Below are 11,598 nucleotides of genomic sequence, written 5' to 3'. Positions count from 1 at the left end.
ACTCCCACACCGCCCGCTCGGCCGAGCGGGCACCCCCGTCACTCGAGGGGTCCAGCAGCTTCACGGCGCCCTTGACCAGCATCGGGTCCGCGGCCATCAGCGCGGTCGCCTCCAGCACGCCCCGCGCATCGCCCGTGGCGGCCGCGGCGCGGTCCTTCAGCGCCGCCTGCACGGCCTTGGACGCGGACCGGATCCGCTCCGCCTCCACCACCGCGTCCTGCCCCGGAACCGGCCCCGGACCCGGCTCGGACACCGGCGCCGGCATCTGCAGCACCGGCCCCACAACCCGCCCCGGAGTCACACCGACACCGTGAAACTGCTCCATGATTCGACCTCGGACTCTCTGTCGCTCAGGCGGCGACGGGGACGGCTTCGGCGGTCTCGGGCGCCTTCTTGCCAACGTAGCGCTTGAGGGCGATGGTGGCCAGAGCCGTCACGACGACGCCCGCGGCGATCGAGACGACCCACATGATGAAGTTGTCGATCGCGAAGAAGACGAAGATGCCGCCGTGGGGAGCCTTGGATCCGGCGCCGAAGGCCATCGACAGTGCGCCGGTCAGGGCGCCGCCGAGCATCGAGGCCGGGATGACCCGCAGCGGGTCGGCCGCGGCGAACGGGATCGCGCCCTCGGAGATGAACGACGCGCCCAGGAGCCACGCCGCCTTGCCGTTCTCGTGCTCGGTGGCGTTGAAGTTCTTGTGGTCGAGCACGGTGGCCAGGGCCATCGCCAGCGGCGGGACCATGCCCGCGGCCATGACGGCCGCCATGATCTGGTACGGGGCCGCGTTGGTGGCGCTGCCGGCGCTCAGGCCGGCGACCGCGAAGGCGTAGGCCACCTTGTTCACGGGGCCGCCCAGGTCGAAGCACATCATGAGGCCGAGGATGATCCCGAGGATGACGGCGGTCGCGCCGCTCATCCCGGTCAGCCAGTCGTTGAGGGCCTTGGTGATGAAGGCGATCGGGCCGCCGAGGACCACGAACAGCAGCCCGGACGCGATGATCGAGGCGACGAGCGGGATGATCGCCACCGGCATGAGTCCGCGCAGCCAGCGGGGTGCAGGGAGCGACGCGAGCCAGTGCGCGACGTAGCCGGCCAGGAGGCCGCCCACGATGCCGCCGAGGAAGCCAGCGCCCATGAATCCTGCGACAGCGCCGGCGACGAAGCCTGGGGCGATGCCCGGCCGGTCGGCGAGCGCGTAGGCAATGTAGCCGGCGAGCGCCGGGACGAGGAAGCCCATCGACAGCGCGCCGATCTTGAACAGCACGGCGCCGATGTACGCGCCGAGCGGTCCCCAGGCCTGCGGGCCGAACTCGGTCGGGAGGCTGAACAGGTTGTTCTTGACCACGATCGTGTCCGCGTACTTCGTGATGTCGAAGCCACCGAGGAGGAAGCCCAGTGCGATGAGCAGGCCGCCACCGGCGACGAACGGGATCATGTAGCTCACGCCCGTGAGGAGCGAGCGCTTGAGCTTGCCGCCGAACGACTCGGCGAGGCCGGAGGCAGAACCAGAGCCGGAGGCCGACGACGACGCGCCCGCCGCCGCGACGACGCGCCGCCCGTTGGGGTCGGCCGCCACGGACAGCGCCTCGTCGATCATGACGCCGGGCTCGTCGATGCCGCGCTTGACCGGCGACTGCACGTACGGCTTCCCGGCGAAGCGCTCCTTGTCGCGGACGTCCACGTCCACTGCGAAGACCACCGCGTCGGCCGCGTCGATGACGGACTGCGCGAGCGGCGTCGCCCCCGCGGAGCCCTGGGTCTCGACCTGCACGTCGACGCCCTTGTCCTTGCCCGCCGCGACGAGCGAGTCGGCCGCCATGTACGTGTGCGCGATGCCGGTCGGGCAGGCGGTGACGGCGACGATGCGGCGCGCTGAGCCCCCGCCTGTGGAGGACGCGGCGCCCGCCGAGACGGGGCCTGCGGACGATCCGGCGCCCGCCGAGGCGCCGCCTGCTGCCACGGCGCCTGCTGTGGCAGGGGCAGGGGCAGAGAGGCCGAGGGCATCGTTGACGAGGGAGACGACCTCGTGCTGGCTCCCGGCCGCCCGCAGGGAGGCCGTGAAGTCCTTCTTGATGAGGCTGCGGGCCAGCTTCGCGAGGAGCTTGAGGTGCTGCTGGTCGGCGCCCTCGGGGGCGGCGATGAAGAAGACGATGTCCGCGGGGCCGTCCTTGGCGCCGAAGTCCACCGGCTGGGACAGGCGCGCCATCGCGAGGGACGGCACCGTGACGGCGGTCGAACGGCAGTGCGGGATGGCGATCCCGCCGGGGACACCGGTGGCGGTCTTCTGCTCGCGCGCGTACGCGTCGGCGAAGAGTCCCTCCACCTCCGTGGCGCGGCCGGCGTCGGCCACCAGGCCGGCCAGGTGCCGGATGACGTCGGCGGGCGACGAACCCAGCGACGCGTCGAGCACGACGAGCTCGGGGCTGAGGAGTTCGGTCATGGTCAGTCCTTCGTGACAAGGGCCGTGACGGTCACGGCAGAGGGATTGGTCTGGTTCACTGCCGGGACGGTTGACCCCGGCAGGGACGCGGCGGCGGCTCCATGGGCCACCGCCTGACGGAGGCGGCCCTCGGCGTCCGCCCCGGACAGGTCGGCCAGGAGGTACCCGGCCAACGAGGAGTCGCCGGCACCCACGGTGCTGACGGCCCGGATGGGGGAGTGGGTCGCGTGCCAGGCGCCCTCTGCCGTCACGAGGACGGCCCCCTTCGATCCCAGCGTGGCGAGCACGGCGCCGACGCCGGCCTCCACGAGGGCACGCGCTGCCTTCGCCGCGCGCTCCGGCGAGGCTTCCAGCTCGGCGGGGGTGCCGGCGTCGTGCATCCCCACCATCGCGGCGAGCTCGGAGAGCTCGTCCGCGTTGGGCTTGAGCAGCTCCGGCTTCCCCTTCAGCGACGCCGCGAGGGGAGCCCCCGAGGAGTCGACCGCGACCTTGGGGGCCGCGCCGTCGAGCGACGGGTCGGTGCGGATCCGCTCCGCCGCCGTGGCGTAGAAGCCCGCCGGCACCCCCGGGGGCACCGAGCCGGCGAGCACGACCCACGAGGCGCCGCGGGCCCGCTCGACGAGGAGTTCCAGGAGCTGCTCCTGGAGCTCCTCCGAGAGCTCCGGGCCCGGCTCGTTGACCTTCGTGGTGACGCCGTCGGGCTCGGTCAGGGCGACGTTGGAGCGCAGGGGCGCGCCGATCTTGAGCGCGGCGAACGGAACGCCGGTCGCCTCGAGGCCGGCGAGGACGGGGTCGGCCGGGTCGCCGGGGAGGACGGCGAGCGTGTCGAGGCCGGAGGCCTTGAGGGCGCGGGAGACGTTCACGCCCTTGCCGCCCGACTCCTGCCGGACCGACACCGCACGCTGCACCTCACCCCGCTCGAGGGGTCCGCCGAGCTCGACCGTGCGGTCGAGGCTCGGGTTCGCGGTCAGGGTCACGATCATCAGATGCCTGCCTCCACTACTTCCACTCCGGCCTCCGCGAGCGCGTCGGCCATCTCGCCCCGGGGGGCGCGGTCGGTCACGATGACGTCCAGCTGGTCGAGGCGCGCGAACTGCACGAGCGTCTCCACGCCGAACTTGCTGTGGTCCGCCAGCACGACGACGCGCCGTGCGCAGCGGACGAAGGCGGCCTTGACGGACGCCTCCTCGACGTCCGGGGTGCTGAGCCCGAACGTCGCGTGGATCCCGTTCGCGCCCATGAAGACGAGGTCGGGGCGGAGGCGCTCGACGGCGTCGACCGTGGCTGGCCCCACCGCCGCCCGGGTGAGCGGGCGGATCCGGCCGCCGAGGAGCTGGACCGAGAGCGACGCGTCCGTCGCGAGCTTGTCCGCGATGGGGAGGGCGTTGGTGACGACGACGAGCTCCTTGCCATCCGGCCGGGACCCCATGAGCCGCTCGGCGAGGGCCTCGGTGGAGCTTCCGGCGTCCAGGAGCACGCTTCCGGCGCGGGACGAGACGACGAGGGCGGCCGCCGCCTCCGCCATGGCACGCTTTTCGAGGAGGTTTTGCACCTGCCGCTCGAGGAGGCTGGGCTCCGCGGTGCTCGCACGCTCCGCGGGTACGGCGCCCCCGTGCACGCGGCGGAGGACTCCGGCGGTTTCGAGGGTGGCAAGGTCGCGGCGGACAGTCTCGGTCGTGACAGAGAAGCGCTCTGCGAGTTCCGTGACGCTCACGCGCCCGATCTCGGCCACGCGCTCGGCCACCAGCCGCTGCCGTTCCTCCGCGAACATTGCTACTCCTCGACGCCCTTGTCGTCCGTCGGCCGCTTCCGGCGGCGCTTTCCAGTCTGTGTCTCCCATCACATCAATGTGGGATTGATTGACTGTATCTGCGTTTATGTGGGGTTGTCAACAGTTCCCACGCAAACGCAGATCGACCCGGCGGAGAATGTCTCCACCGGGCCGATCTGTGGTGTTGAGGGCGAAGGCGGCGGGCGGGGGCCCGCCGGTCTCCTAGACCTCGCGCGTGTCGTGGCGCGTGATGGTGTCGCCCGTCTCGGGGTCAACCATGCGGCGCGACTCGCGCACTCGGCGGCGAGGGCCGGAGTTCATCATCACGAGGGAGATGACGAGTCCGAGGACGCCGACGCCGATGAGGATGTAGCCGATGAGCGTCTGGTCGACGTAGGGGATCAGGCCAGGGGTGATGGCGAACGCAAGAATCGCGCCGATCGCGATGAGGAAGATGGATGCACCGATGCCCATAATGAGCTCCTTCCGTCGCTGCGGGTGCTGGGGGCAGCGCTTTGCGCCCGCGGGACCGCGGGCTTGCGGTTGTACTTCCCCGCCGCAGCCCGGGCGAAACAGTTCCGGGAGCGGGGTAAGCCGATGGCGAAGGCGCGCGGACATGGGGCAGGGCACGGGGCTAGGCTGAGGAGATGGCGAAGAAGAACGTCGCCCTGCGCATCGCGCAGGACACAGCCCACCAGGCCATGTTCGACTCCCAGGGCCAGGCGAAGCCCGCCGTCCACCGCGCGCTCCTGAGGGCCGTCGACGTCCAGCGCCCGCTGGTCCTCGCCAATCTGCGCCGCATGCGGCGTCAGCATCCCAAGGAAAGCCCTGCCCAGCTGAGTGCGCGCCTCGAGCGGGATTATCTCCGGGCGGTCGCCGGCGGCGGTGCGGCGGTCGGCGGTACCGCGGCCGTCCCGGGCGTGGGCACCGTCGCGTCCCTGGGGCTCTCGGCCGCCGCGACGATCGGCTTCCTCGAGGCTACCGCCTTCTATGCGGCGTCGGTCGCAGAGCTGCACGGGGTGCACCTCGAAGACCCTGAGCGCGCCCGCACCACGGTCATGGCCATCATGCTGGGGGAGGAGGGGGCCGCGCTACTGTCCGCCTTCAGCGGCCAGGCCCTGGGGCGGGGCGGGAGCGCGACCCGCGCGTGGGGCACAGCGCTCAACCGCTCCGTCCCCTCGTCAGCGCTGAAGGCCATCCAGAGCACAGTGCAGAAGCGCTTCCTGAAGTGGATGCTCAAGAAGCAGGGCAGTGCCATGCTCGGGCGCGCCCTGCCGTTCGGGGTCGGCGCGGTGGTCGGCGGCGCGGGCAACCTCGTCATGGGCCGCGCCGTGGTGAAAGCGGCGCGGGAAGCGTTCGGCCCGGCGCCCGATGTCCTCCCCGGTGAGTTCCACGTGAAACCGAACGAGGTTGATGCGTTCCGGGGCGCCCTGCTCTCCTCGTCCGAGCCCCTCGAGCCCGCCGAAACCCCCGAGCAGGCCGTGGAGCGGGAGATCGAGGAGCGCCGGGCCCGCTTGCGCGGAGTAGGCCGCGGAGAAGCCTGAGCGAGGCCGGCCCGCGCCCAGACGACGGCACCGGCGCCCGCAGCGTGCAGCCGTGCGCGCCACCTGATACGTTGCCTCCATTCGTGCCGTGACCGGGGGGTCATGAGGTCTGGGGGAAACTGTGGGGATTCGTCTGTCGCGTCGCCAGCGTGCGTCGCTTTCCGTGGGCGTGGCGTCATCGACGGTGGTGCTGGGCCTCGTGCTCGGAGCCGCCGGCTGCATGCGGTCCGCGGATCCGGCCGGCACGGAAAGCGCCCAGAGTCGTCCGCAGACTGCGGAACCGGCAGCCCCGGGGGCCGGCCGGCCGCCGTCGTACGCAGCTGCCGAAGCCGCGGCCGACAGCCCGACGGCGCCAGCGACGGACCGGACCTCCGGGCAGGCGGCCGAGCTGGCAGCAGAGCTCCCCGTCGCCGAGATCCCTGCCGTCCCGACGCCGTGGCGGCGAATCCAGGCGGCCCTTCCGGCGGGGCCAGGGCGGCCATCTTCGGGGCTCGTGGTGGTTCCCCTCGCGCAGGATCCGGCGCCGGCCACCCAGACGCCGGAGCCCGCTGCCCCGGCTGCCCCGCCACCCGAGCCTCCGCGGTGCACGACGCCGCCGTTCGCCGCGGCGCCGGGCCCGGAATACGGCTCCGGGATCCCTGCGATGCGGCTCGACGTGGTTCCGGCATGGGACCTCCAGGCGCCGGCCGGACTCGAGGCCGCGGCAGCAGTGGAGTGGTGGGCGGCCAACGGCCCGACCCACGTCGCCGCCGCCGCGCAGCGGGCGCTCGCGGACGCTGCCGCCGCACCGGACGAGGTCTCGCGCGACGACGTCCTCGCCGGCTTCCTCGCCGACGGCCTCGTGAAGACGAAGACCCTTCAGGACCGCATCGCTGCCTATCAGACCATCGCCCTCGGCGTGCCCGCGGTCGCGCAGGCCGCGCAGGCCCCGCTCGACTCGGGAGATCCGGCGGTAGTCGCCGAGTTCCTGCGCCGGGGGCAGTACGCGGCCGCCGTCGAAGGCGTGGCTGCGACCGCCCGGGGCGCTGTGCTCCGCGCCGCCGAGGGTGCCCTCGCTGACGGCACCCGTGAGGCGCTCATGGAGTTCCTCCGCACCGGGAGGCTCGAGGCTCAGGCAGCCAACGACCGCCAGGCGGTGTACGCGCTCCTGGCAGCCGCGACGCCCGCCGTCTGGGCCGCCGCGCAGGACGCGCTTGCGGCCCACGATCCGCTCGTCGTGGTCGAGTTCCTCCGCACCGGCCAGTACGCCGCGGCGGCGAAGGACGCCTGCGCCTGAGCGGTCGGCCGGCGTCCTGGCGTCAGCCGCCGAAGACGGCGTGCGCGACGGCGAAGATGAGCAGCCCCGCCAGGGCGCCGACCACGGTGCCGTTGATCCGGATGAACTGGAGGTCCTTGCCGACCTGCAGCTCGATCTTCTGGGAGGTCTCCTCGGCGTCCCAGCGCGCCACGGTGTCCTCGATGACGCCGGCGATGTCGCTGCGGTACGTCGCGACGATGTACGACGCCGCGTCGGCCACCCACGCGTTGACCTTGCCGGCGAGCTCCTCGTCCTCGACCAGCCGGGCGCCGAAGTCCCGGACCGCCGTGGTGAACCGGTGGTGGAGCTCGCTGTGGGGGTTCGCGACCGCCTCGAGGAGGGCCTTCTTGATCGTGGCCCACGTGCGGCCGGCGAGGTCGCGCACCTGCGGGTCCCCGAGGACCTGGGCCTTGATGCCCTCCGCCCGGGCGATCATCTTCGGATCGTGCTGGAGGTCGCGGGCCAGCTCCTTGAGGTAGGCGTCGATCGAGCGGCGGACCTGATGGTCGGGGTCGGACTGCACCGCGGCGACGAACTTGGAGACCTCGATGTAGACCTTGTCCCCCACGAGGTCATTCGCGAAACTCGGCACCCAGGACGGCGAGCGGTCGGACACGACCCGCGTGACGGCGTCGTAGTTCCCGGCCACCCAGTCCGCGGCCCGGTCCACGAGCATGTCGACGAGCTGGTGGTGGTGCCCCGCCTCGAAGACGCGCTCCGCGAGCCGCCCGACCGGCGGCCCCCAGGGCGGGGCGAGCAGGTGCCGCCGCACCATCCCCTCGATGACGGCCTGCACGTCGTCGTCGTTGAGCACGGTGAAGAGGCCGTGCACGACGGCGGCGCCCTCCTTCGCGACCCGCTCGGCCCCGGCGGGGCTCGCCAGCCAGGTGCCGGCCTTCCTGGCGACATCGACCGTCTCGAGCTTGGTCCTGACCACGGCCGAGGAGAGGAAGTTGTCCCGCACGAAGGCGCTCAGGGACGCGCCGATCGCGTCCTTCCGGGTCGGGATGATCGCCGTGTGGGGGATGGGCAGCCCCATCGGGTGGCGGAACAGGGCCGTCACCGCGAACCAGTCCGCGAGGGCACCGACCATGCCGCCCTCGGCGGCCGCGCGGACGTACTGGAGCCATGGGAACCGCTCCTGGAGGGCGAAGGACACCGCGAAGATGACGGCCATCACCAGCAGGAGAGAGAGCGCGAAGGCCTTCATGCGCTTCAGGGCCGCGGCCTTCTCGGCGTCGCCGGGGCTGAGCCCGGGCCCTGTCGCCGAGGACGTGCCCATGAGCCGGTTGAGCGTCACCATAGGGCAACCCTACCGGCGTCCTGCCGACAGCCGGCTGTCTCTGCCAGGGGAAGCCGGATGCCCTGCCGGAGGGGGGACCGACAGGGCATCCGGGTCAGGGGCCGTTTCCGGCGCGCAGCTAGTTCTGCGCGGGGATCTGTCCGATCGCGTCAGCCGCGCTCGGCTCAGAGGCAGTCTTGTTCCACGGCATCTTGGCGAGTGCGTTGCCCATGGCGCACGTGTTCGTCGCCGCGGAGAACGCGAGGCCGGCACCGATGGCGCCGGAGAGCGCACGCAGCTTGGGGGAGACGAACTTCCCCGCCACGAGGCCGGCCACCACGAGCCCGCCCGCGGCCATGCGGACCTGCCGCTCGAGCGCCCACCGCTGGGCACCGCGGACCACGTCGCCGCCAGCCGCGGCGAAGGCGGGCACGCCGCCCTCGAGGATCAGGGCCGAACCGATGCCCGCGCCGTCGAGCCTCTGCCGCGCCTGCTCGGCGCGCACGCCGGACTGGCACACCAGCACGACCCGCTTGCCGAGGCGCTCGGCGAGGTCCTCGGTGTGCTCGGAGAGGAGGGGGAGCGGGACGTTGTACGAGCCGCGGATGTGCTGCGTCTCGAACTCGGCAGCCGAGCGGACGTCGATCACGATGAGGTCCTCGTGCGTGTCGATCCACGCGCGCAGCGTCTGGGGGCTCAGGGTGGTGGCGGTCTGGGTGCCGTCGGTCATGTCTTCCTTTCGCAGGGGTGTGGGGCGCGCCGGGGGAGGCGCGCCCCACGGGTCAGGGGGTGGGCTGAGGCGGTCTGGGTCAGCCGGCCGAGACGGTCTCCTGGGAGTCCTTCCAGGCCTTCCAGCCGGCGTAGGAGCCGTCGAGCTCCACCACGTCGTACCCGGCGCGGCGCAGGGCGCTCGCGGCCACCGAGTTGCGGACGCCGGACTGGCAGTAGCTCACGATCACGCCGTCCGAGGGCAGCTGGTCGGTGTGCCACAGGACGCGGCTGGCGCTCAGCTGGACGGAGCCGGGGATGTTCCCCGCGGCGAACTCGCCTTTGTTGCGCACATCCAGCAGGAGTGCGGCGTCGAAGCCCTCGAGCTCCTTCGGCTCCAGGACCTTCGGGGTCTCCATGGGCAGGCCGTCGAGCGCCGGGGTGAAGCCCGCGACGTCGTCGATGCCAACGCGCACGAGGTGGTCCCACATCTCGCGGGCTGCCGCCTGGTCAGGGGCGAGGAGCACCAGCGGGCGGGAGTCGGCCTCGGGGTTGTAGGCCCAGGCGCCGTAGGTGGCCATCTTTCCGCCGGCCGGGATGTTGAGCGACCCGGCAACTGTGCCCTCGTGGACCTCGGCGTTGTGACGCGTGTCAACGAACGTGATGCGGTCCGCGGCGAGGTCCTCCGCGATGCCCGCGTTGTCGAGCTGGGGCAGCTCGCCGCGCTCGCCCATGACGGCCGGGCCCTGGCGGTTCTGGCGCTTCATGCGGCCGAAGTAGGCGTGCGCGTCCGGCTGGCCGTCGAGGAGCTCGTTCACGAAGCCCTCCTCGTCATTGGCCGCGAGGTACGGGGCCCACCACGAGAAGAGGCGCTCGTAGCCCACCGTGGTGGACGGGATCGAGCCGAGGGCCTTGCCGCAGGCGCTGCCGGAGCCGTGGCCCGGGTGCACCTGGACGTGGTCGGGGAGGGTAAGGAACTTCTCCTGCAGGCTCTTGAAGAGGAGGCGTGCGCCCTCGAACCGGGTGTTGACGCCGCCGGCGGCCTCGTCGAGCAGGTCCGGGCGGCCGAGGTCGCCGGCGAACACGAAGTCGCCGGAGAGCAGGTAGCCAGCCTGGTCCGCGAACGCGCCGTCGGTGACGAGGAACGAGAGGTGCTCCGGGGTGTGGCCGGGCGTGTGCAGCGCCTTGATGGTGATGTTTCCGAGGGCGATCTGGCTGCCGTCCTGAAGGCGCTCGGCCTCGAAGCCGTACTGCCAGTCGTCGCCGCCCTCGCCGGAGACGTACATCGTGGCGCCCGTCGCGGCGGCGAGCTCACGCGTGCCGGAGAGGTAGTCGGCGTGGATGTGGGTCTCGGTCACGGCGACGATCTTCATCCCGTTCGCCGCGGCGAGCTCAAGGTAGGGGGCAATGTCGCGGCGGGCGTCGACCACGATGGCCTCCCCCTTCGCCTGGCAGCCGATCATGTAGCCGGCCTGGGCGAGGTCCTCGTCGTAGATGCGCTCGAGCAGCATGGCTTTCTCCTTCCGGATCCGTTATACCCCTAGGGGTATCTCCTGTCCTCAACAATAATACCTCTGGGGGTATCGCGCAAACTCCGCCGGAGCGGGGTGCGCTGCGTCCCCGTCCCGCACTCGGTCGACGCGTGGGTCGGCTACCCTAGGCGCCATGACCAGCCCCCGTCCCCTCGTCTACGCCCATCGCGGCGCGAGCGCCCGGTTCGCCGAGCACACCCGCGCCGCCTACCTCCAGGCCCTCGCCGAGGGAGCGGACGGGGTCGAGTGCGACGTCCACCTCACGAGAGACCAGCACGTCGTCCTGCTCCACGACGCCAACCTCGACCGCACCTCGACCGGCACCGGGCCGGTGGCCGAGAGGACGCTCGCCCAGCTCCGGGAGCTCGACTTCTCCTCGTGGAAGGGCATCCGCATCCCGGACGAGTTCGGCGCCGCGAGCCAGCAGCTCCTGACCCTGCCCGAGCTCCTGGACATCCTCGCTGCCGCGGCACGGCCAGTGGGCCTCGCCATCGAGCTCAAGCACCCCACCCCCTACCGGTTCCGGCTCGAGGACCGCGTCCTCGAGCTCCTCGCCGCCCGTGGATTGGAGCCTGAGTCCTCGGTGGTGGGAAACGTGGCGGTGAGCTTCATGAGCTTCGACCCCGAGGCGATCGAGTACCTCCTCGATCGCGTCCCCGCCCGGCATGTGTGCATGCTCGTCGACGACGTGACGGTCGACGAGCTGCGCGAGTCCACTGCCCTCGGCGCCTTCACGGGCGGCGCCGTCGCCAATGTCCTCAAAGCGGCCCAGCGCGACGCCGAGGAGATCCTCGATGCCGGGCGCGTCGGCCTGGCCGGCCCCGGGATCTCCTATGTGCGCGAGAACCCGAACCGCGTCCGCGCCTGGCTCGCGGCCGGGCTCACCTTCCGCGTCTGGACCGTCGACTCGCCCGAGGACGTCCAGCACTGCCTCGACGTGGGCATCCAGCAGATCACCACCAACAGGCCCGCCGAGGTCCTCGCCCAGGTGAAGGCGGCGGCCGTTGGCTGACGCGGACCATC

General features: G+C 72.1%; 11 protein-coding genes. 3 read left to right on the top strand and 8 right to left on the bottom strand.

Translation table 11 applies throughout. The features are described from left to right. The 5 genes from ACQ5BE_RS18550 to ACQ5BE_RS18530 all read right to left on the bottom strand — a co-directional run. Positions 1 to 325 (bottom strand): phosphoenolpyruvate-utilizing N-terminal domain-containing protein (locus ACQ5BE_RS18550; RefSeq protein WP_430298430.1); only part of this gene is annotated, 325 nt, incomplete at its 3' end. A 25-nt stretch (positions 326 to 350) separates the two neighbouring features. Further along, positions 351 to 2,441 (bottom strand): PTS fructose transporter subunit IIABC, encoded by a 2,091-nt coding sequence (locus tag ACQ5BE_RS18545; RefSeq protein ID WP_430298428.1) that lies wholly within the window; start codon positions 2,439 to 2,441, stop codon positions 351 to 353. Between the two features lie 2 nt (positions 2,442 to 2,443). Further along, positions 2,444 to 3,424, bottom strand: a complete 981-nt coding sequence (locus ACQ5BE_RS18540; protein WP_430298427.1) for a 1-phosphofructokinase family hexose kinase — start codon at positions 3,422 to 3,424, stop codon at positions 2,444 to 2,446. Further along, positions 3,424 to 4,212, bottom strand: coding sequence for a DeoR/GlpR family DNA-binding transcription regulator (locus ACQ5BE_RS18535; RefSeq protein WP_344297264.1), 789 nt, complete (start codon positions 4,210 to 4,212; stop codon positions 3,424 to 3,426). The genes ACQ5BE_RS18540 and ACQ5BE_RS18535 overlap by 1 nt, the downstream gene beginning before the upstream one ends. 222 nt (positions 4,213 to 4,434) lie before the next feature. Continuing rightward, entirely contained in the window at positions 4,435 to 4,686 is a 252-nt protein-coding gene (locus tag ACQ5BE_RS18530) for a DUF6458 family protein (protein ID WP_413249660.1), read from the bottom strand. Positions 4,687 to 4,859: 173 nt separating this feature from the next. Between ACQ5BE_RS18530 and ACQ5BE_RS18525 the strand changes: the two genes are divergently transcribed. Then, a complete protein-coding gene (locus tag ACQ5BE_RS18525; protein WP_430298426.1) occupies positions 4,860 to 5,756 on the top strand; it encodes a hypothetical protein in 897 nt (298 codons plus the stop codon). Positions 5,757 to 5,925: 169 nt separating this feature from the next. Continuing rightward, positions 5,926 to 7,032, top strand: coding sequence for a hypothetical protein (locus tag ACQ5BE_RS18520; RefSeq protein ID WP_430298425.1), 1,107 nt, complete (start codon positions 5,926 to 5,928; stop codon positions 7,030 to 7,032). Between the two features lie 22 nt (positions 7,033 to 7,054). On the opposite strand, the gene ACQ5BE_RS18515 is transcribed toward ACQ5BE_RS18520, so the two are convergent. The 3 genes from ACQ5BE_RS18515 to ACQ5BE_RS18505 form a co-directional block, all read right to left on the bottom strand. Beyond that, positions 7,055 to 8,356 (bottom strand): DUF445 domain-containing protein, encoded by a 1,302-nt coding sequence (locus tag ACQ5BE_RS18515; protein ID WP_430298424.1) that lies wholly within the window; start codon positions 8,354 to 8,356, stop codon positions 7,055 to 7,057. Between the two features lie 118 nt (positions 8,357 to 8,474). Further along, positions 8,475 to 9,065, bottom strand: coding sequence for a rhodanese-like domain-containing protein (locus ACQ5BE_RS18510; RefSeq protein ID WP_208711319.1), 591 nt, complete (start codon positions 9,063 to 9,065; stop codon positions 8,475 to 8,477). 79 nt (positions 9,066 to 9,144) lie between these two features. Beyond that, positions 9,145 to 10,554, bottom strand: a complete 1,410-nt coding sequence (locus tag ACQ5BE_RS18505) for an MBL fold metallo-hydrolase (RefSeq protein WP_430298423.1) — start codon at positions 10,552 to 10,554, stop codon at positions 9,145 to 9,147. Between the two features lie 154 nt (positions 10,555 to 10,708). Here ACQ5BE_RS18505 and ACQ5BE_RS18500 point away from each other — a divergent pair, with 154 nt between their 5' ends. Further along, positions 10,709 to 11,587 carry a glycerophosphodiester phosphodiesterase gene (locus ACQ5BE_RS18500; protein WP_430298422.1) on the top strand — a complete coding sequence of 293 codons (879 nt, stop codon included), beginning with the start codon at positions 10,709 to 10,711 and terminating at the stop codon, positions 11,585 to 11,587. The last annotated feature ends 11 nt before the right edge of the window (positions 11,588 to 11,598 follow it).

Origin of the sequence: Sinomonas sp. B1-1, assembly GCF_050474465.1 — a bacterium.
In the GTDB taxonomy this organism is placed as follows: Bacteria; Actinomycetota; Actinomycetes; order Actinomycetales; family Micrococcaceae; genus Sinomonas; species Sinomonas flava.
This window is presented reverse-complemented; position numbering and strand designations above follow the sequence as displayed.

What these genes read in the sequence shown, in the direction of transcription:
- ACQ5BE_RS18505 (WP_430298423.1), bottom strand. Translation starts at nt 10,554, where the DNA reads ATGCTGCTCGAGCGCATCTACGACGAGGACCTCGCCCAGGCCGGCTAC.
- ACQ5BE_RS18545 (WP_430298428.1), bottom strand. Translation starts at nt 2,441, where the DNA reads ATGACCGAACTCCTCAGCCCCGAGCTCGTCGTGCTCGACGCGTCGCTG.
- ACQ5BE_RS18530 (WP_413249660.1), bottom strand. Translation starts at nt 4,686, where the DNA reads ATGGGCATCGGTGCATCCATCTTCCTCATCGCGATCGGCGCGATTCTT.
- ACQ5BE_RS18500 (WP_430298422.1), top strand. Translation starts at nt 10,709, where the DNA reads ATGACCAGCCCCCGTCCCCTCGTCTACGCCCATCGCGGCGCGAGCGCC.
- ACQ5BE_RS18510 (WP_208711319.1), bottom strand. Translation starts at nt 9,065, where the DNA reads ATGACCGACGGCACCCAGACCGCCACCACCCTGAGCCCCCAGACGCTG.
- ACQ5BE_RS18540 (WP_430298427.1), bottom strand. Translation starts at nt 3,424, where the DNA reads ATGATCGTGACCCTGACCGCGAACCCGAGCCTCGACCGCACGGTCGAG.
- ACQ5BE_RS18525 (WP_430298426.1), top strand. Translation starts at nt 4,860, where the DNA reads ATGGCGAAGAAGAACGTCGCCCTGCGCATCGCGCAGGACACAGCCCAC.
- ACQ5BE_RS18535 (WP_344297264.1), bottom strand. Translation starts at nt 4,212, where the DNA reads ATGTTCGCGGAGGAACGGCAGCGGCTGGTGGCCGAGCGCGTGGCCGAG.
- ACQ5BE_RS18515 (WP_430298424.1), bottom strand. Translation starts at nt 8,356, where the DNA reads ATGGTGACGCTCAACCGGCTCATGGGCACGTCCTCGGCGACAGGGCCC.